This is a genomic window from Streptomyces sp. SDr-06, from assembly GCF_003324565.1.
GTDB lineage: Bacteria > Actinomycetota > Actinomycetes > Streptomycetales > Streptomycetaceae > Streptomyces.
This window is the reverse complement of the sequence record NZ_QOLA01000007.1, coordinates 147,333-166,953: the sequence shown is the minus strand read 5'-3', so window position 1 is coordinate 166,953 and position 19,621 is coordinate 147,333. Positions and strand designations below refer to the sequence as shown.

The following is a 19,621-nucleotide window of genomic DNA, read 5'->3' as shown; positions in this document are numbered from 1 at the left end:
GAAGGAGCTCCGTGCGGTCACTTCCCGAAGTGTCGGCCGGACCGTGCACCGTGTCCCCCTCCGGTCCTCCGGCCGCCCCCGTGCGCGCCTTCGCGCCTCATCCCGCGGCCCCCCGTTCCTGCGCCGTCGCCCCGGTCCGGGACGGCAGCAGCGCGAGGTGTTCCTCCCGTACGAGACCGAACCGCAGCACCAGACCGACGATCGCCTCGCGTTTGCCGTTGCGGCGGGCCTCCCTTCGGGGACCGGACTCGGCGGGCGCGCTGATCCGCATCTTCTCGTCGGCCAGGTAGTCGATGTGCGAGCTGACCGCACGCGCTGTGAGCCGGGCGCACGCGGGGTGCCCCTTGAGCCGCTCGACGATCTGCGGCGTGGTCGGCACCGCGACGGGCGACTCGTCCCGCAGCCGGGGCTCGCAGAGCGCGACAAGGATGAGGAAGTACAGGGCCGTCTCGTCCAGGGAGTACGCCGTGAGGGTGCGGCTCCCCCACTGGCCGCCCAGGCTGTCCGGATCCAGATAGACGTGGTCGGGGGCGAACACCTGGAAGGAGACCGTGGCGTTGCGGCGGGTGGGCAGCACGACCCGCGAGAACTCGAAGGGGATGGGCGCCCCGGCCCGCCGGGGCGGAACCCGCAGATACTCCCCCGCGCCCTCCGGGTTCTCCACCAGATAGCTCTGCGTCGCGCTGAGGTTGCTGAGCTGCCAGTGGTCGTCGGTCACCCGGATCTCCCCGGCGAGCCGGGAGATCGCCTCGTCGTCGAGGCGGAGTTCGACGGGGGTCGACGCGGAGCCCCGCCCGAACCGTGCCACCTCGCCGGGTCCCAGGCGCAGCGTCACCGCGTCGCCCGACGGCTCACCCGCCGACTCCCCCGTCGCCTGCGGCAGATAGATCACTACCCCGCTCACTGCCCCCTCCTTGCCGCGTGTCACCGTTGCTCACTCGCTTCGAACGTTACACATCCTGACCATTGGTCAACTCCTGTTATCTGGCCGAATTCCCACCCCGAGTCAGGGGCGGTCCCCTGCGCTCCGGCCCAGTTCCGGGCGGGTCTTCCGGTGACGCTGCCGCGGGGGCCACCGCCCATTTCCGGCGCAACGTCGTCCGTTCACCGCCCGTCCGACGGCTCCGGCGCCGGTCCGGAACGTTCCCGGTGCTTCGGGGGCAAGGCGCAAGGTCGCGCTCTTGTCCCGTACGGCTCCTTGAAGTTGGCTGTTCCGCAGCGCGCGGAGGCGGACGAGCGGGCCCGTCCCCACATTCGTCCCTTCGGCCATGAGGAGCCGCCATGGACATCCCCGGTCCCGACCCCCGGACGGACGGCGGGGTCGGCGCCATCGCGGCAGCGGGGGGCCTGCACCACTACCAGCGGTGGCTGCACGCCCAGTACGGCCCCGTCGTACGGTTCCAGCTGCCGGGCGCGGATACGGCCGTGTCCATCGCCGACCCCGTCCTCCTGGAGGCGACCGCTCACCTCGACCAACGCCCGGAGCGACTCTTCGACTTCCTGACCCCGCTTTTCGAGGCGGGCAACCTCCAAGTGCTGCCCGCCGACGAGCACACCCCGTGGCGGCGCCTGCTGTTGTCCGTGCTCGCCGGACGCCCCTCCCACGAGCGCCACTTCGCCCGCTTCACCGCGCTGACGACCGCGCTCGCGGACCAGTGGGCCGGGAAGGCCGGGCACGAGCCCGTGGCCCTGCAGAAGGACCTCACCGCGCTGGCCCTGCGCATGATCTGCGCGTACGCGCTGGGCGGGGACGACGCGGCACCGGACAGTGTCATCGACGCCTTCGAGGTGGTGCTCACCGAGTACCTGGGACGGCTCTACGAGGTGGCCGGCCCGGACCCCGGGGAGGAGCGCGCCGAGCGGGCGGCGGAGGCGCTCACCCATCTGCGCACGGCGGTTGACCGGATCGTCGCGGCACACCGCTCGGGCGGTGGCGCCGACCGGAGCGATCTGATCGGGGCGCTCGTGTCGGCGGGCGAGCGGCCCGCACGGATCCGCGACACGGTCATGATGTCGCTCCTCGCCGCACACCACACCACCGGCGTGGCCATCTCCTGGACCCTGCACCTGCTCGGCGACCACCCGGACGTGGCCGAGCGCGTCGCCGACGAGCTCGACGACGTACTCGGTGACCGCACGGCGCCCGCCTACGCCGACCTGCGCCGGCTGACCCAGCTGGACATGGTCCTGAAGGAGTCGATGCGGCTCCGTCCGCCGGGCCCCTACGGTGCGCGGGAGACCGACGAGGCCATCGACCTGGGCGACTACGAAATCCCGGCCGGTGCGACGGTCTTCTATCCGTTCTGGGCCATACACATGAACCCGCTCCACTGGCCCGAGCCCGAGAGGTTCCGGCCCGAGCGCTTCACCCCGCAGGAGGTGGCCAAGCGGCCGAGGCTGGCCTACGTCCCCTTCGGGTTCGGGCCGCGCGGCTGCGAGGGCGCGGCCCTGGCCACGGTCGAGGCCCAACTGGTCCTTGCCGTCCTGCTCAAGCGCTTCCGTTTCCGGCCGGTGCCCGGTCATGAGGTGACTCCCGTCGAACGGTTCGTCCTGTGGGCCGCCGACGACATCCGCATGACCGTGACCCCGCGGCGCGCCCGGTGATCCGCCCTGGGCCCCTCACCCGTCGGCCGGCGGCCCGGAGTCGTAGGTGCTGATCTCGATCAGGTTGCCGTCCGGGTCGCGCACGTAGGTGCTGGTGATCGGCCCCAGGGCGCCGGTCCGGGGTACGGGGCCTTCCTCCACGGGGACGCCCTGGGCGGCGAGAGCGGCCGAGATCGTGTGGTGCGGGGCGTCGGCCAGCAGGCACAGGTCGGCGCTGCCGGGGGTCGGGCGTGCGGCGTGCGGGAGGAGTTCGTGGCCGGCCGCGTGCAGGTTGATCTTGCTGTTGCCGAAGGCCAGGGCGCGGCGTCCGTCGCCGAAGGTGACCGCGCGCATGCCGAGGACGCGTTCGTAGAAGCCGACGCTCCGCTCGATGTCGGCCACGGTCAGGACCAGGTGGTCCAGAGAGGTGATACCGATCGCCGCCCCGGCGTCGGGCGCGTACCGGCCGAGCTGCTCGACGCAGGCGTCCCGCGCCGCTGGGGAGAGCCGGGCTTGTGCGCGGGTGAACAGCCCGTACAGGCCGGGTCCGTACCGGTCGGCGAGTTCGGTGTTGTGGGCCAGCACGTCGAGTTCGTTGGCGGCCGTGAGGTCGAGGAAGGCGCGGACGTCCGCCTCCGGCGGGGTGTGTTCACGGCCCGTGAAGCGGTCACGGAAGAGCACGGGGCCGCCGTTCGCCAGGCGCGGATACACGGCGTCCCGGTCGCAGCTGGCGTAGAGGTGGACCAGGGCTTCGGCGCGTTCGCCGATCAGGTCCGCGATGAGCGCGCGCTCGGTGGTCTCCGCGAGGGCCTGGGCGAATCCGTCGGTCCCGTACACCGCGTGGCACAGGCCCGCGGCTCGCACATCCGGGTCCGCTCCCCAGGCGTCGAGGAGGTTCGCCACCCTGATCAGGTGATCGAGGAGGGTGCCGCCGGGGTGGGCCGTCCCGCCCGCGCCCCGGGAGCGCAGGAACTCCTCCGCCGCGGGCCATGCTGTCGTGGCATCGGAGCCGTCTCGCGGAGGGCCGTCCTCGGGCGGGGCGCTCGGCCGCATCAGGCCCCCTGGGGGAACTCGCGGGCGATCTCGGCCACCAGCCGCGCCGTGGCCGGGGTCTCGACCCCGTGGGTGGCGCCCGCGCGCAGCACCGCGCCGCCGATGGCATCGAGTTCGAGCGGGCGCCCGGCCACGGCGTCGCGCTGCATCGAGGACTTCATGGCGGGCGGCGCCCCGTCGAAGAGCCTGAGCACGGCGTCGGACGTCACCGACGTGCCCGCGGCACGCGCCACGGTGGTGATCTCGTCGACCACGGTGAGGAGTTCGGGGCGCCGGTCGCCGCGCACGGTTGCGACATCGGTCCGGTGGCGCGTGGTCAGCAGGGCGAACGGGGCGAGGAAGGCGAGCTTGTCCCAGAGCATCGCGCTCTCGTCGCCGCGCAGGACCACACCGAGCCCGGCCCCGCGCAGCTCGTCCGCGAACTCCTCCAGTGGGGCGGCCAGTTCGATGTTGGCGAAGGGGCTGGTGTGGCTGATGCGGCCGGGGGCGGTACGCGTGGCCTCGACCTTGATCGTGCCGGCGACGACCTGGGCCGACGGGTAGCGCTCACGCAGTACGGCGAGATGGTCGAGCCCGTTGAGCATCGGGATCACGATCGCGCCACCGAGTACGGCGGCCGGGACGCGGTCGAGCGCCTGGTCCAGAGCGGTCTGCTTGACGGCGACGACGACGGCGTCCACCGGCTCCCGCAGCTCCGTGTCGGCGTTCACGGCCGCGGTGAAGTTCCCGTACAGCGTGCTCTCGACGTGCAGACCGTCCCGGCTCAGCGTGCCGGCGGTCTCCTCCCCGGCCAGGCAGATGACACGGTGCCCGGCACGGGCGAGCAGCGCGCCGATCAGGCCTCCGACGCCGCCCGGTCCGAGGATGGCCACCGTCAGCTTGGTTGTGGACACGTGCGCTCCTGTCGTTCGGGAAGACCTGGGCGAGGGGGCCGGCAAGCCCCATGAGGCGGGTCGGCACCCGCCGGCCGTTCTCCGCGTCCGGATCGCGTGAAACAGCCGGCGGGTTGCCGCCCTGGGCCCCGCACCGATGGTCACGTACGCCGGAAACCCAAGTCAATCCATGGGTTTGCTGGCAAATACCCAAGCGATACCTTGGGCCACCATGACTCTTGACGATCTCCGCGTCTTCACCGCGGTCTGCCGGGCGGGCTCCCTGAGCGCGGCAGCCCGCGAGCTGTCCTGTACGCAGTCCGCGGTCAGCCAGCATGTGAAGCGGCTCGAACGAGAGGTGGGCCTGAGCCTGCTCGAACGGCACACCCGCGGCGTGGTGCCGACACCGGCCGGACGCGTGCTGAACGCTGCGGTCACCGAGGGCTTGGGATGCATCGACGACGCCCTGCGCCGCATGGAGGAGACGGCACGGGCGGACGGCGGTTCGGTGCGGGTCACGACGGGGGCCACGACCGTCCGGCACTTCATGGCCGCGGCCGTGGCCGACTTCCGGCGCCGCTTTCCCCGGGCGAGCCTCGAATTCCAGACCGAAACCTCCAGTCGCGGCTGCTTCGACGCGCTCGCCGCGGGCCGTGTCGACCTCGCCTGGATCACCCTGCGGCCCACGACGCGCGCCATCGAGCAGCACCCCGTGGTCGAGCTGCCCTGGGCGCTCGCCGTCTCCTCGTCCGACCCGCTGGCCGCCAGGACGTCCCTGGCACCGGCCGATCTGCAGGATGCCCGGCTGATCGGCCTTCCGGAGAACTCGACCTCCCGCCTGCAACTCGGCTCCTGGCTGGCCGAATCCGGCATCCGGCCGGTGTTCGACACCAGCGTCACCGATTGGGACACCGCGATCCTGCTGGCCGAACTGGGCCTGGGGCACGCAGTCGTCCCGGCCCTGCCCGCCTGGACCGGCCCCGGCCACCCCAACCTGCGGCTGATCCCGATCCCCGCGCTCCCGGCGCTCACCGCGGGCTGGGCGGTGCGCCGCTGGGACGCCCTCTCCCCCCTGGCCCACGCCTTCGCCGAGATGGTCGCCCACCACTGCGGCGCGCAGACCGTCCTGGGTTAGGCGCGGCGACCCCCTGCCTGGCGAACCCGACGCCCCCTCCGTACCGGTCAGTTCCAGCCAGGTACTGGTGGGAGCGGCCACTTCGGCGGGGCGGGCAAGGGAAGGTCCCAGTGGAGCCGCGGGTCCGTGCCGCGTCCGGCGAGCCAGGAGAGCACGGCGTGGCCCGGGCCCGTAACGGTGGGCCCGTTCGCGGAGAGTACCCAGGACCGGCCGAGGTCCTCGGCGTGGATGCGGGCGAGCGGGAAGCGGCGGGCAGCGAGGGCAGAAACGGCCCCGTCGAGCTCCCAACCGACGTAATCCACAGGCCAGTTGGCGGCGGTGTAGCCGACGCTCAGGTCGACATGGTGGGTTTCGAGCTCCCGGAGGCAGCGGTGCAGGGTGAACCAGGCCGGGTGCCGCCAGCCCGCGAGCGCCGAGACCAAGGTGGCCCAGCGTTCGACGGGCAGGGACGCCGCCTCGTCGAGGAGCCGGTCCAGGCTGACGCCGAGATCGGCGACAAGCTCGGACGCGCCGCGCCCGGCGCCTTCGCGCAGCGCCCGCTCCAGCGTGGCGGCGTCGGCGCGCGGCCCGGGCTCGGTGCCGGTCCGGGCGAGGGCCAGCAGCCATCGATAGACGTCGGCACTGCGCGCGAGATGGGTGATGACATGGCCCCGGCTCCAGCCTTCCAGCGCCGAAGCCTCGCGGGCCTGGAGGTCGGTCAGCGGGGCGAGCGCCGCGACAAGACGCGCGGCCGAACCGCGTACTTGGTCCAGGAGGCGCGCTGCCCCGGCGGCGGTGATGTCGAGGGTGTCGGACACAGGCGCGTACTGTACGCGCCTCGCCTGGGACCGACCGAGGCGGGCGCCACCGTGACGCGGCCGCGCTCCGAGCCCGGCTACCACCAGTACGCGGGGTACTCAGGGGCGTTGCGCCGGATGCGCGAGGCGGCGTACTCGCCGCATACGAGCACCAGGCAAGCGCCGACGAGGCCGACCGGGGCCGATGCGCCTGGGGCGGAAGGTGGGTGCCTCTCCTTCACGCCGTGGGAGGAGCCACCTTCCGCCGCTGGGCCCTCGCACGGCCCAGGGGGCGACCTTCATGGTTCGCCGTCGCCCCCTGAACCGCCGCCTCCCGGGCCTGCTTCACCTGGCCGCGTCCTGGACTACCGGCACTCAATAGTCGTGCACCACAAGGGAGTTGGAAGCCCCGGGGCGGGGCTTTTGGGTGGGTGACCGGTCAGGACAGGATTTCGACGTACCCGTCGGTACCGTGCACGCGGATCCGCTGGCCGTCCCGAATGCGCCGGGTGGCGCCCTCCACTCCCACGACGGCCGGCAGCCCGTACTCCCGGGCGATCACCGCGCCATGGGTCATCAGCCCGCCCACCTCGGTCACCAGGCCCGCGATTCCGACGAACAGCGGCGACCAGCTCGGGTCCGTGAAGGCCGTGACCAGGATGTCGCCCGCTTCGAGATCCGCCTCCGACATGTCGAGGATGACGCGCGCCCTGCCTTCGACGGCCCCGCCCGAAACGGCCAGGCCGATCAGGGCGTCGGCCGGCGCGTCCTCCCGCCGGTACGCCCCGGTGAGGGCCTCGCCGTCCGATGTGAGCACCCGGGGCGGCGTGAGCGCCTGGTAGGACCGGAACGCGTCCCTGCGCTCCTGTACCAGCCGCTGATCCAGCCGGCCCGAGCGCACGGCCTCGTGGAACTCCTGGAACGTGAGGTAGAAGACGTCCTCCTTCTCGGCGGCCACGCCCGCGGCGACCAGGGCCTCGGCCTCCGCCAGCAGTGCCTTCTTGTAGACGAAGTAGCGGCTGATGATGCCGTACTTGGGATACTCCCGGTATCCGATGAAGGTGCGGACGCGGTCGATCATCCGCTTGGTCTCGTCGGCCTTCCGCTCGCCGTCGGGCAACGCCCGCAGGCGCGCCAGCACGTCCTGCTCCTTCTCCCACGCCGTCTGCCGCCCCTGCTCGAAGCGCCGCTCGGCGGCGCCCGGCCCGAAGTTCCTGACGTTGTCGAGGATCACGGGCACCAGGGTGGCGGGGCGCTCGCTCCACCGCGGCCTCGTGATGTCGATCTCGCCGACGCACCGCATGCCGTACCGGTGGAGGTAGCCCGTGATGGCATCGCGCGCTTGGATCCCGCCCGGGAGTCCGGCCAGCTCGTCCAGGAAATCCCCGCCCTGGACGCCCTGCAGGAACGCCACCACCTGAGGCCACGGGCGGATCGCGTCCGCGACGTCGAGCAGCGCCAGTCCCATCTCCGACGTGACGTTGTCGGGAGCGGACAGCGTGAGCGTGTCAGCCGCGTTCTTCTCGCCCAGCCACTCCTCCAGCTTGTCGTTGAGCCACCAGGTCGCCTCCATCCCGGCCATGATCACCTGCATGCTCAACGGGTCGCCGAGCACCCGCTTGTGCTCCTGGAAGGCGTCGAGCAGGAAGTCGAACAGCGCCGGTCCTGACCTGGTCCGGATCTCGCGCTCCAGGGCCGCCACGGACGCCTCGCTGCGCTCGATCAGCTCGGTGACGATGGCCGGATCGGTCTCGATCGGGGCGGCCGCGGCCGCGGCCGGCGGGCCGCCAGGGGTAACGTCCGGGCGCGACGGGACGAAGTCCTCGCGTTCGAGGACCGTCTCCAGCGCGTCCCGGACCAGCGGATCGCCCCTCCCGACGAGCTCCAGGAGGGCGGCGCGGGAGCCGGGCGCGGCCAGGCGCGCGGTGACGTCGACGAAGAGCCTGCCGCCCGCCTCGTGCATCGGTGCCATGGCCGTCAGCAGCCACACCGAGAGCCCGAGGGGCCGCATGGCGTCGGTCATCATCTGCTGATGGCCGACCGAGACGTACACGTGGTTCTCGTCGTCCCCGATGGCCGGGACGGGGAACAGCGTGGTGATCGGCCGGCTCTGGACGATCCGGAAGTCGTCGTCGACCAGACACCATTCGATGTCCTGCGGGCGGCCGAAGTGCGCTTCGATCCGTCGTCCGAGCCGCACCAGCCGCAGGGCCTGCTCGTCCGTCAGGGCCGGGTGCTCCTGCTGCCCCGGTTCGATCGCCACTTCGCGTGTTCCGCCGGTCGGCAGGGCGTGCACGGCACGCCGCTTGGCGGAGATCGTCCTGGCGACGACCTCGCCGTCCCGCACCTTGAAGACATCCGGGTTCACCAGACCGGAGACCAGGGCCTCACCGAGCCCGAAGCCCGCGTCCACGGTGGCGACCGTCCGGTTGCCCGTCACGGGGTCGGCGGTGAACAGGATTCCGGCCGCGTCCGGGAAGACCATCCGCTGCACGACCACGGCCATGTGGACCGTACGGTGATCGATGCCGTTGCGCCTGCGGTAGGTGACGGCGCGCTCGGTGAACAGCGAGGCCCAGCACCGGCTGATGTGCCGGAGGATCTCCGTCGGCCCCATCACGTTCAGGTAGGTGTCCTGCTGGCCCGCGAAGGAAGCCGTCGGCAGGTCCTCCGCGGTCGCGCTGGACCGCACGGCACACGCGGCCCCCTCACCGAGCCGGGCGAGCGCGCCGGTGATCGCCGCCACCAGGTCGTCCGGCAGGGCGATGTCCTCGATGATCCGGCGGATCTCCGCGCTCAGCGTCCGGACCGTCTCCTGATCGTCCGGGTTCGTGCGCGCCAGCTCCTCGAGCCGGTCCTCGACCGACGGCGCTTGCGCCATGACCCGGCGGAAGGCGTCGGTCGTCACGCAGAAGCCGTCCGGCACGCGAATGCCCTCGATCCGCGACAGCGCCCCGAGGTGTGCGCCCTTGCCGCCGACGACCGCGGCCTGCGACTCGTCGACGTCCCTCAGATCCACTACGTACTGCTCACTCACTGCGACACCTCCGAGGCGGCCGTGCTCCGTCGTACAGCGCCGGCGGATCGAACCACCGGCGTCCCCGCGTCCGTCGAACCCGTCGAGGGCGCCCTCATCCCCGCTGGAGCCCCCGCAGACGCGTCGGCCACCCGCTCCACCCTCCCGGACGGACCGCGCCCCCGCATCCCACCGCGTGCCGGTCCCACCGCGGGCCCGGCATCGCCGCATCCCCGGTAGGTCGTCCGCAACAACAACACACGCAAGTCGCGCCCCTCATTTCGGCCGGTTGTGGCATCGGCCGACGATTGTGCGCCCTGACCGGGGCCTTGCGGCAAGCCCCCCAACGCGCTATAAGTTGAGAGTGGCAAGGAGAGCAAGTTCTCCTTGCCTTTGTTTTTGCCCCCGGCGGGATGCCCCTGGCGGCGAACCCATCACCCCCTGCGAGCAGCGCTCTCGGCGCGTCCTCCGCGGCGATGGCAGGTCGAAGCCGCAGCCGTCGCGGCCGTTCACCGGCTCAGTGGCTCGCCCGTGCGCTCGGCGCCGGGCCGCGTCCCGGCTGCGCCGAGAGTACGTAGAGCAGTGCCAGGCTGATCAGCCAACCGGCCACCGCGGAGAACTGGTTGATCGTGAACTTGAAGGCCTGGCCCAGCAGGAGGTCCACCAAGAGGGCGGCGCGCAGGGTGCGCAGGGCGGCACCACGGTCGCGGCGCAGCAGGACCGTCCCGCGCACGGAGAGGGCCAGGGACGCCAGGGTGCAGGCGAGGGCTCCCGCGATGGCCGTCCACTGGGTCTCGTCGGCGAGGCCGCCCGTGAGGCCGTCGACCGCGATGGCGGCCAACAGGGGCGCTGACTGAAGGGTCGCGCCCCACGCGGCGACGTGGACGAGCGACCGCGTGCCGGACACCCGGGCCGCCACCCAGGCGCGGGCCCGCCGGACCAGCACGTGGTGCGGGGCGGGTCGCCCGGCAGGGCGCTCGGGCACGGCTTCGAGCACGGCCGCCAGAGCCGCGTCCAGCGCGGTGGCCGGACCGCCCGAGCCGCGCAGACGACGCAGCGCCTCATCCCTCTCCCCCGGCGTCAGACCGGTCAGGACGCCGTGCAGCGCGGTGTCCGCGGCCGCCGCCGAGCGAACGGCGCCGGTGGCGGCCTCGCCGTCCGTGCGCCCGCGCCGCGTGACCCGCCAGGTGAGGCCGGTGAGGGCGACGAACGACAGGTAGATGAGCCCTGCGGCCGGAGGGTAGAAGTAGCCGTCGACGGCGACGAGTTTGCCGACCTCGTCGATGAACAGGCCGAAGCCGATGCCACCGATCAGCGCCCCTCGCCGCCGCGAGGCGACACCCGTGAGGACGAGCATGACCAGGAGCCCGGCCAGCATCAGCAGGCCGCCCCACAGCATGTGGGCGATGTGCAGCCCACCGTGGCCCTCCCCGCCCCCGAGCTTCGGGTAGCCGGTGAGGGCCAGGTAGGCGCGGGTCACCAGCACGGTGGCGACACCGACGAGCACGAAGAGCCGCAGGTGCGCCGCGGCGCTCGCCGTACGCAGGAATCCGCGGGTCGGAGTCATTCGGGGCATGCTCCGAGCCTCGCCCATGCGTCCCATCCGATCGATGGGGCCAGCCGCCCTCCCGCCGACGGGCTGTCCCCCCAGCGCCGCCGGTGGGGCCACGTGCCCGGCGGGGTGGTGCTGCCCACCCCGCCGCTCGGCGGACGCGGCCCGGATCGCTGCCGCCGGCGCTGGGACCGCGCCGCCCCGTCCGGGATCTCGTGATCCCGGGCCGGGGCGGGCTGCCGGTCAGTGCGGGCCGTCGAGCGCGGCGGCGAACGCCCCGACCTCGTACGATCCGCCGCGCTGGTGCACGATCACGGCCAGCCGGTTGGCCGCGTTGATCAGGGCGACCAGCGCGACAAGGGCCGCGATCTGATCGTCGTCGTAGTGCTTGCGAACCAGGGCCCATGTCTCGTCGGACACGCCCTGCTGCGCATCGGCGATCCGGGTGCCCTCCTCGGCCAGGGCCAGCGCGGCCCGCTCGGCCTCGGTGAACACGGTGGACTCGCGCCACGCGGCGACCAGATGGAGCCGGACGGCGCTCTCGCCCGCGGCCGCGGCCTCCTTGGTGTGCGCGTCCACGCACCAGCCGCAGCCATTGATCTGGCTGGCGCGCAGTGACACCAACTCCCGGGTGGACTCCGGCAGCGCAGACTGGTGGATCACCATGCCGGCATTGGCGAACCGCTTGGCGAACTTCACGGCGAACTCGTTCTCGAACATGTTGAATCGGGCGTCCATGTCGTCGTCCTCACTTGCTGTGTCGTGGTGGTGCGCTGGACGAACAAGAGATGCCGGCCGTCCGCTCGCTGTGACGGGACGATGATGTGACGTAGCCCACGGATCGCCGGTGTCACAAGGCGGCAGGGCCCAGCGTCTTGTGGGCGTGGCACCGTCCGGGGCGAACAGGCAGGAGCAGCCGGTGAACAGCGAACGCAGTGAGCACCACGAGCACGCGCAGGGGACGGCCGGGGGGCTCGACGCCGCCACCGAGGTGTTCGTCGCCCAGCGCAACCTGCTGTTCACCGTCGCGTACGAGATGCTCGGCTCGGCCGCCGACGCGGAGGACGTGCTGCAGGAGACCTGGCTGCGGTGGGCGGGGGTCGACCTCGGCGCGGTGCGTGACGAGCGTGCGTACCTGATCCGGATCACCACCCGCCAGTCGTTGAGCAGGCTGCGCACGCTCGGCCGCCGCAAGGAGTCGTACGTCGGCACCTGGCTGCCCGAGCCGCTGCTCACCGCGCCCGACGTGGCCGAGGACGTCGAACTGGCCGACAGCGTGTCGATGGCGATGCTCCTGGTGATGGAGACGCTCAGTCCCACCGAGCGGGCGGTGTTCGTGCTGCGGGACGTGTTCGGCCTCGGGTATGACGAGATCGCCGAGGCCGTCGACAAGAGCCCGGCCGCGGTCCGCCAGATCGCGCACCGGGCGCGGGCCCATGTCGCGGCGCGCCGTCCGCGCGGAATCGTCTCCGCCAGGGAGACCCGGGACGCGCTCGAAGCCTTCCAACGGGCCGTGGAGACGGGCGACTTGCGGGGTCTGCTCGACATCCTCGCGCCCGACGTCGTCTTCCTGGGGGACGGTGGCGGGATCAAGCAGGCCGTCCTGCGGCCCGTCCTGGGGGCCGACAAGGTGGGCCGGCTGCTGGCCGCCGGACTGGGCAACCTCACCGCGGCGACGCTGCGGCCCGCACAGGTCAACGGCTGTCCGGCGCTGCTGCTCCGGTTCGACGACGCGATCGACACGGTCGTGGCAGTGCGCATCGACGAGGGGCTCATCACCGGCCTCTACGCCGTGCGCAATCCCGAGAAACTGTCGCGCCTGGAGAAGGAGACCCTCCTGCGGCGCTGAGCCCGCGGGTTGCGCACCCGCGCGGCGCAAGCGGAAGGAACCGGGAGCGGGGGCGCCGCGTCCCACGGGCATGGGCAGACGACGGGGGTACGTGTCGGTGGGTCTCCTGGTTCTCGTGGCAGGCCTCGCCCTGTCCGGGTGCGGCACGGATCCGCTGGTGACGCGGAGCATCAGCCGGCCCGTCACCATCCAGGGCCGAACCATCACCGCCACCACGGAAGTCGGCGGCTGTCAGTCGGCGCGGCTCACGGCCGACGAGTCCGCGAAGACCGTCTCCCTGACGCTGCGGGTGGCGACGCACCGCGAGAAGGGCGAGATGTGTCCGGCCTTCATAGCCCTGCGCCCCGTCAGCACCACCGTGCGGCAGCCGGTCGGGACGCGGGCCCTGGTCGACGCATCGAGCGGCAAGCGCCTGAACTGACCCCGGAGGAGAGGGGTTCCGCTATACCAGCGGGGGCCGCTCCGGGCCGAGCTTCCCTCCGGCGCGCAGGGCGGCGAGGACCGTGTTGACGGCGTGGGAGGACTGGTCCTCCCCGGTGGCGCGGCGGTGGTAGTTCAGGCCTCCCGGGTTCTCCATGTTGATCTCGATCACATACGGGTGGGCGAGGTCGATCCCCACGTAGTAGATGCCGTGCGCCATCAGCCGCTTTCCCAGGACGCGGACGAAGTCCTCCTCCTCCTCGGGAGTGAGCCGCAGTCCCTCGAAACGGGCCCCCACCGAGGCATTGGCGCGGTTGTCGTTGTCGCGGTGGAAGCGCAGGAATCCGGAGACCGCCGTGTCACCGGCGATGATCACGCGCTTCTCGTTGGTCCGCACATTGGGGATGTACTCCTGAACCGCGGTGTGGCGCTTGGCCATGCCGATGATGTCGCGTCCGTAACTGATGTACCGCGAGGCGGCGTTGCCCGTGGCCGAGCTCAGCAGGGCCGAGCGGTTGCGGTCCTTCTCGTTCACCACGTAGACGTCGGCGCCGCACCCCTCGTTGGTGGGCTTGATGACCCAGGAGCGCTCGCTGTCGGAGCCCACCAGGTCGTTCAGGAAGTCGAAGTCGTTCGAGACGTAGGACACCGGCAGGTTCTCGGACGGCACCACCGCGCCCAGGTTGGTCTTCGAGTTCAGGTAGAACAGCGCGGTGGCGTCGTTGACGAAGGGCACCCTCTGATTGAGGAGCCAGATCAACTGGAAGTAGTCCTTGCTCGATTCGGGATGGGTGCCCGCGAGGACCCACACGAGGTCGAAGTCCTCCGCCGACGCATAGGACTCGCTCAGCGTCGGGAAGTCGCCGCCCGCCTCGAATTCGCGCGACAGCTTGACCTGGTCGCACACGACGACGGAGTCGTGCACGCACAGCGAGTCGATGTCGCCGATGGACACCTCGTGCCCCTCGCGGTACAGGGCACTCGGAATGATCGAGTGGTTGTCGAGCTTGAACTTGTACGCCTCTGACACCAGGACGAGGATCTTGTACACCGGATTCGCCTCTCTCGTATTCACGGGGCCGGCTGTTCGTCGAGCCGTGCCATGAGCCATGCCTCGGCCTCGAGGAGCCGCCGTTCGACTTCCGCCGTGTCGGCGCCCCGCACGATGACGAAGCACAGGTGGGACGCGCTGTAGAAGGTCACGGCGTCGGGTGCGATCCGCTCGTTCACCTCGTAGTGGGTCACCCACGGGAAGGGGGGTCTGCCGGGCACGTTCACCGGGCGGCCCTGCGGCAGGATCGAGACGGACCCGTGCACCTCGGCGGGGGGCGTCGTCGCGGGCGGGTCCATGGGCAGATCGCAGGACAGCCGCAGCGAGGCGGTGTGCAGGTCCACCCCGTAGGTCGCCCGGGTCAGCGCGGGAATGCGGTCGCCGCCCACGCGTGAGGCGACCTCACAGAGCACCAGGCGGTCGCCCGGCGTGTGGAACACCTCCAGGTGGTACGCGCCGGCGGGAGGCACGTCGAAGGCGTCGAGGCAGCTGCGCAGATAGCGGGAGGAGGCGACGAACCGGTAGCCGTCGGCGATGACCGCGTCGACGTGGTACATCTGCCCGTCGACGAAGTCCTCCACCATGAGGTCCTCGCGCCACACGGTCCTGCTGAAGGCGAGGAGGTCGTCCTCGCCGCGCAGGACGGAGATGTCCCGGGAGCCGCCCTGCTTGACCGGCTTGACCACGACCGGGTAGCCGGACTCCGCGATGAAGTCGGTGAGATCGACGATCGACTCCAGGCGGGCGAAGTCGGCCGTGGGCACGGTGCGGCGCGCGACCTCCTTCATCACCACCTTGTCGCGGAACGAGAGGGCGCTGCGCGCCGACTGCCCCCGGATCCCGAGGCTTTCCCGCAGGCGCGCGGCCCGTTCCAGGTCGTACTCGTTGTCCGTGACGATGTGCGTGAACGGCTCGTCGCGGGCCAGGCGCCGGATCATGAGTTCCGCGTACGGCACGGCCTCGCAGTTCTCGACGTACTCGTAGCGCGCGAAGGACTCGGTGTTCTTCAGCTCGTGGTGGCTGAACACCTGGAGCCGGTCGACCAGTTCGGGGAGCATGGCCGCGTAGTCGAGCTGGGGTCCGTAGTTGATGACGGCCACATTGCTCATGAGCTGTCGTCCTCCGGTGTGGGGCATGGGGCGGGGTGGGGGCGGTCGGGCCGCGTCAGTGGAGGCGGCGCACGCCGGGCACGCCCCGGTGGCGCAGGTCCCACTGGTTGCGGCGCACGTAGGCGCGCTGGAGCCAGCGGTCCCGGCCGTCGTAGCGCGCGGTGAACTGCGAACGGGCGTGCAGACCCTTGCGGTTGTTGATGAGCAGGACCTGTCCCGGCCGCAGGAACACCTCGTGGGCGACCCCGCGGCAGGCACTCTGGAGCCGGTCGAGGGCCGCGCGTGCCTCGTCGTCCAGCGGGTGGACGCCGTTGGCGGCGGCCGACACCTCGGGGCAGTGCCCGGGCCCGCTGATCATCGGCACCGGGTCGGACAGCACGTCGACGCCGCCCGCCACGTCCCGTACGTAGCTGCCGGGCGCGTTCATCCGGAACCGGGGGCTGCGCAGGATCTCCAGGGTGGGGGTGTCCAGGGCCCGGCAGATGTCGCGGGCATCCGCGTAGTAGGTGGCGGCCAGGCCCTCGGGGTCGGCGCGCAGGCAGCTCAGGACGAGGAAGTCCGGGCTCGCCAGGTCGTAGCGGCCGCTCGCGTCGTGGACGATGTCGTGGTGGAAGTTGAGGAAGACGGACGAGCCCTGGTTGGTCTGGGTGGTGGCGCCGCCCCGCACGGGGACGACGTCGTGGACCAGTTGGCCGTTCTTCTCGGTGGTGAACCCGACCGGTTCGCCGAGCAGTCCGCTCAGGCCGAGCAGCACCCCTTCCGCCACGAAGGTGGCCTTGTCGGGGCTCGGCCTGCCGTCGGTGGGTGTGCCGGGGAGCCGGGTGTCGACGGGGGCGTTGCGGACGTATCCGACACCCGGGGTGTCGGGGTGCCGGCCGAAGTCCTGGATCTGCTGGAGCGTCCGGATGGGCAGCTGGGCGAAGATCTGGAGGTAGCGGGACATCGACCAGTCGATGTCGGCCACCGGGTCGGGCACGGCGGCCAGTTGGGCGCCGAGCCCGTCGCGGACGCTGTCCGGCAGGTCGATCTCGGCGAGGGTGGCGTCCTGGGCGACGGCGAGGTCGAGGGCGGTCATCTTCGTACTCCTTCCTGGAGCGGTTCAGGTGCACGGCGGCCCGGCGCCGCCGCGGGCGACGGGATCAGACCGGCAGGGCCCGCCCGGTGCGGGCGGGCAGCCGGTCGTGCAGGTTCTGGGCCAGGCGCACGGCGTCGGCCTCGTCGGGGGCGACGTGCACGGTGGCGTGGCCCCCGCTGAGGACGGTCACGGGGATGCCGACGACGCGTCCGGGCGCCAGGCCGTGGCGGCGCTCGCACGCCTCGTGGTCCACATAGCCGCCGATCACCGCCACGCCCGGGCGGTCGTCGAGGCGCAGCGCGGCCACCCCGTCCGAACGGAACGCGTCGTGGGCCCGGTCCGCTGCGGCGCCGTCGGGGTAACGCAGCACCACGGAGCGGGAGTTGAGGACCACGGCCTCGGCCGGGGCGGCCTCGGGGCCGATCACGGTGCCCGTGGTGAAGGGTGCCGTGTTGCGGCGGCAGACGATGGTGACGCCGTGCTCGCGGGCCAGTCGTACGGAGCGGTCGTGCAGCACCTTGGCGCCGTGCCGGGACATCGTGGCGGCGTCGGCGAAGGACACCTGGTCGAGCAGCCGGGTGCCGGTGACCCGGTTCGGGTCGCAGCTGTGGATGCCCGCCACGTCGGAGTGGATCTCGCAGGTGTCGGCGCCGAGGGCGACGGCCGCGGCGACCGCGGACAGGTCGGAGCTGTTCTTGCCGAGCCAGGTGGGCCGGCCGAGGTCGTCCACGGCCTGGCCGCCCGGCACGACGACCACGTCGTGTCCGGCGAACGCGGCCCGCAGCGGGGCCGGATCGACGCGGTCCAGGCGCGCCCACATGAAGGAGCCGGCGGTGGTGAACCCCGTCTGGTGCCCGGCCAGCACGGTGGCGCGCCGGCCGAGGTGGCGCAGGGCAGCCGTCAGCAGGTGGGCGCTGACCGTGTCGGCGAGGGTGAGCAGCCCCGCGGCGCACTCGTCGGCGGGGTGGGGGGCGACCGCGTGCAGCCGGCCGCGCAGCCGCTCGGTCTCGCCCGGCATGGCACTCACCACGACGGCCAGCGGACGGCCCTCGCGGCCGAGCCTCGCGGACAGCGCGTCGGCCAACTCGCCGTAGGCGGCGGGTGAGGCGAAGGTGGAACCGCCGAACTTCAGCACGGCGGGGGCGAGCGAGGTCACAGCACTCCCCTGTCGTTCAGCGCCTCGGCGATCTGGATGGCGTTCAGGGCCGCCCCGATCCGCAGGTTGTCGGCCACCACCCACAGCCACAGGCCGCGCGGGTCGTGCGGGGTGACGCGGATCCGTCCGACGTGGACGTGGTCGGCGGCCCCGGCGGTGCGCGGCGTCGGGAAGGCGCCGACGACGTCCCGGTCGTGGACGACGACCTCCGGCAACGCGACCAGCGCCGCGATCAGTTCGGCCCGGTCGACGTCGCTGTCGCACTCGATCCACACGGCTTCGGAGTGGCCGTTGACGACGGGCACCCGGACGCAGGTGGTGGTGACGTCGAGGTGCGGGATGTCCAGGATCTTGCGGGACTCCCGCAACATCTTCAGCTCCTCCAGGGTGAACCCGGTGTCGAGGAGTTCGTCGATGAAGGGGATGACGTTGAAGGCGAGCCCGGGGCTGAACTCCTCGGCGGGGACCGGCGCCTGGGGGTCTTCGAGGATGATGCGGCTGCCCTCGGCGAGCTCGGCGATCCCGGAGTGCCCGCGGCCGGAGGCGGCCTGGTAGGTGCTCACCACGACGCGCATCCGGTCCCGTCCGACGTCGCGGTCAGGTTCACGCGCATGGCAACTCCCGGCTGCTGTCCGACGCTCCCGGACCGGCGCCCGGTTCGGTGCGCCGGGCCAGGGGCGTGTGTGCTTTAAAAAGCACGCTATTGCAAGATACTGTTCATCGCATGCGCCGCGGCCGTTCCTGCATCAAGCTGCACTCCGCGGGGAAAACCAAAGAGGCCGTTCTTTTTTGCGTTGCCCCGAGCACGTCCGTACGGTATTTTGCACATGGGTCGCCGAGCGCGCCCACCTGCTCTGTGCCGGACCGCCACCCCGCACATCCGCGGGGGAACACTCCATGGGGGACCAATGAACGCAGACCTTGATCCGCGGCAAGCGCACCAGTTAGCGGAAGCGCAAGATCAGGAAGAGCTCTATCAGCTCGCCGTCAGCGTTCAGGCGCTGAGTCCGGCCCACGCCGCCGAGGCGCTCGGCTGGGACACCGACCGCGCCTCCCGCGCCCTCCAACTCCTGCTCAACGCACGGCTATTGCAGCCCGCCTCGGGCGCGCCCGACATCTTCCTGCCGGTCGCGCCGAAGGCCGCGGCCCTGCGCCGGCTCGCCCCGCTGCAACAGCAGATCGAGCGGATGGAGCGCCGTTCGGAGCAGATCCGCGACGAACTCGCCGGTTTCCACCGCGTCCTCGAGCGCGCCGTGCGCAAGGCGGACGCCTCCGACGGCTCCCGCCCCGTCGTCGGCACCAGCGCCCTGCGCGACTGGCTCCTGACCGCCGCGATGAGATGCCGCCACGAGATCCTCCTCGCCCAGTCCGGCGACGGCTGGCGGGCGGACAACATCCTGCTGGACATGACGGAACCGCTCGCCTCGCTCCTGGAGCGCGGCGTCAAGGTACGCACGATCCACCAGCACACCGCGCGCTACGACACGGCGACCCGCAGAGGAGTGGCGCACGCCGTCGACGGCGGCGGCGAGGCCCGCACCTCGAGCGGCCCCCTCTCCCAGATGGTGGTGTTCGACCGCGAGACCGCGCTGCTTCCCGGCGACGACGGAGAGAGCGCCGTGGCCGTCACCCAGCCCGGCATCGTGCAGTTCGTCACGGACGTGTTCGAGCAGACGTGGATGGCGGCGACACCCTTCGACGGCCAGCTCCGCGTGGCCCAGGCCGACGAGTTGCTCTCCGGCATGCGGCGGACCATCATCGTGCTCCTCGCCGAGGGGCAGACCGACGCGATGATCGCGCGGCGCATCGGGGTGAGCGTGCGCACCTGCCGCAACCACATCGCCAAGATCTACCAGGAGCTCGGCGCCCAGAGCCGGTTCCAGCTCGGCGTCCTCGTGGCCCGCTCCGGCCTCCTCGGCCCGACCGAGACCGAGGCCGCCCGCTCCACGCTCGTCAGAGCCTGACGCTCTCTAG

The 19,621-nt window shown here is 71.9% G+C and carries 17 protein-coding genes; 5 read left to right on the top strand and 12 right to left on the bottom strand.

The window, feature by feature from the left end:
- Positions 1 to 97: 97 nt before the first annotated feature.
- Positions 98 to 904 (bottom strand): serine/threonine protein kinase, encoded by an 807-nt coding sequence (locus DT019_RS17445; protein WP_189389685.1) that lies wholly within the window; start codon positions 902 to 904, stop codon positions 98 to 100.
- Between the two features lie 377 nt (positions 905 to 1,281).
- On the opposite strand from DT019_RS17445, the gene DT019_RS17440 reads away from it, so the two are divergent.
- On the top strand, positions 1,282 to 2,604 hold the full coding sequence (locus DT019_RS17440) for a cytochrome P450 (protein ID WP_114037742.1): 1,323 nt from the start codon (positions 1,282 to 1,284) through the stop codon (positions 2,602 to 2,604).
- Between the two features lie 15 nt (positions 2,605 to 2,619).
- On the opposite strand, the gene DT019_RS39605 is transcribed toward DT019_RS17440, so the two are convergent.
- A complete protein-coding gene (locus tag DT019_RS39605) occupies positions 2,620 to 3,636 on the bottom strand; it encodes a VOC family protein (RefSeq protein ID WP_189389682.1) in 1,017 nt (338 codons plus the stop codon).
- Positions 3,636 to 4,529 (bottom strand): ketopantoate reductase family protein, encoded by an 894-nt coding sequence (locus tag DT019_RS17425; RefSeq protein WP_223279628.1) that lies wholly within the window; start codon positions 4,527 to 4,529, stop codon positions 3,636 to 3,638. The genes DT019_RS39605 and DT019_RS17425 overlap by 1 nt, the downstream gene beginning before the upstream one ends.
- A gap of 211 nt (positions 4,530 to 4,740) precedes the next feature.
- Between DT019_RS17425 and DT019_RS17420 the strand changes: the two genes are divergently transcribed.
- A complete protein-coding gene (locus DT019_RS17420) occupies positions 4,741 to 5,643 on the top strand; it encodes a LysR family transcriptional regulator (protein WP_114037741.1) in 903 nt (300 codons plus the stop codon).
- Positions 5,644 to 5,690: 47 nt separating this feature from the next.
- On the opposite strand, the gene DT019_RS17415 is transcribed toward DT019_RS17420, so the two are convergent.
- The 4 genes from DT019_RS17415 to DT019_RS17400 form a co-directional block, all read right to left on the bottom strand.
- Positions 5,691 to 6,440: a maleylpyruvate isomerase family mycothiol-dependent enzyme gene (locus DT019_RS17415; protein WP_223279627.1), complete on the bottom strand. Its 750-nt coding sequence runs from the start codon at positions 6,438 to 6,440 to the stop codon at positions 5,691 to 5,693.
- Positions 6,441 to 6,858: 418 nt separating this feature from the next.
- A complete protein-coding gene (gene rph, locus DT019_RS17410; protein ID WP_114037740.1) occupies positions 6,859 to 9,456 on the bottom strand; it encodes a rifamycin-inactivating phosphotransferase in 2,598 nt (865 codons plus the stop codon).
- A gap of 496 nt (positions 9,457 to 9,952) precedes the next feature.
- Positions 9,953 to 11,002 (bottom strand): hypothetical protein, encoded by a 1,050-nt coding sequence (locus DT019_RS17405; protein WP_114037739.1) that lies wholly within the window; start codon positions 11,000 to 11,002, stop codon positions 9,953 to 9,955.
- A gap of 228 nt (positions 11,003 to 11,230) precedes the next feature.
- On the bottom strand, positions 11,231 to 11,725 hold the full coding sequence (locus tag DT019_RS17400) for a carboxymuconolactone decarboxylase family protein (RefSeq protein WP_114037738.1): 495 nt from the start codon (positions 11,723 to 11,725) through the stop codon (positions 11,231 to 11,233).
- A gap of 181 nt (positions 11,726 to 11,906) precedes the next feature.
- Here DT019_RS17400 and DT019_RS17395 point away from each other — a divergent pair, with 181 nt between their 5' ends.
- Both DT019_RS17395 and DT019_RS17390 read left to right on the top strand, forming a co-directional pair.
- Positions 11,907 to 12,836 (top strand): RNA polymerase sigma-70 factor, encoded by a 930-nt coding sequence (locus tag DT019_RS17395; protein WP_114037737.1) that lies wholly within the window; start codon positions 11,907 to 11,909, stop codon positions 12,834 to 12,836.
- Between the two features lie 115 nt (positions 12,837 to 12,951).
- Positions 12,952 to 13,257, top strand: a complete 306-nt coding sequence (locus tag DT019_RS17390) for a hypothetical protein (RefSeq protein ID WP_147267322.1) — start codon at positions 12,952 to 12,954, stop codon at positions 13,255 to 13,257.
- A 21-nt stretch (positions 13,258 to 13,278) separates the two neighbouring features.
- Here the strand turns inward: DT019_RS17390 and DT019_RS17385 are convergent, their stop codons facing one another.
- The 5 genes from DT019_RS17385 to DT019_RS17365 form a co-directional block, all read right to left on the bottom strand.
- The gene (locus tag DT019_RS17385) at positions 13,279 to 14,307 is read right to left on the bottom strand and encodes a RimK family alpha-L-glutamate ligase (protein ID WP_223279626.1); all 1,029 of its coding nucleotides are present in this window, start codon (positions 14,305 to 14,307) and stop codon (positions 13,279 to 13,281) included.
- 20 nt (positions 14,308 to 14,327) lie between these two features.
- Positions 14,328 to 15,416 carry an acetyl-CoA carboxylase biotin carboxylase subunit family protein gene (locus DT019_RS17380; protein WP_114037734.1) on the bottom strand — a complete coding sequence of 363 codons (1,089 nt, stop codon included), beginning with the start codon at positions 15,414 to 15,416 and terminating at the stop codon, positions 14,328 to 14,330.
- A 55-nt stretch (positions 15,417 to 15,471) separates the two neighbouring features.
- Positions 15,472 to 16,491 (bottom strand): TauD/TfdA family dioxygenase, encoded by a 1,020-nt coding sequence (locus tag DT019_RS17375; RefSeq protein WP_114037733.1) that lies wholly within the window; start codon positions 16,489 to 16,491, stop codon positions 15,472 to 15,474.
- 64 nt (positions 16,492 to 16,555) lie between these two features.
- The gene (locus DT019_RS17370) at positions 16,556 to 17,647 is read right to left on the bottom strand and encodes an aspartate kinase (RefSeq protein ID WP_223279625.1); all 1,092 of its coding nucleotides are present in this window, start codon (positions 17,645 to 17,647) and stop codon (positions 16,556 to 16,558) included.
- Complete coding sequence (locus DT019_RS17365; protein ID WP_114037731.1) at positions 17,644 to 18,222, bottom strand: Asd/ArgC dimerization domain-containing protein; 579 nt, start codon at positions 18,220 to 18,222, stop codon at positions 17,644 to 17,646. The genes DT019_RS17370 and DT019_RS17365 overlap by 4 nt, the downstream gene beginning before the upstream one ends.
- 333 nt (positions 18,223 to 18,555) lie before the next feature.
- Between DT019_RS17365 and DT019_RS17360 the strand changes: the two genes are divergently transcribed.
- Positions 18,556 to 19,611: a helix-turn-helix transcriptional regulator gene (locus DT019_RS17360; RefSeq protein WP_114037730.1), complete on the top strand. Its 1,056-nt coding sequence runs from the start codon at positions 18,556 to 18,558 to the stop codon at positions 19,609 to 19,611.
- The last annotated feature ends 10 nt before the right edge of the window (positions 19,612 to 19,621 follow it).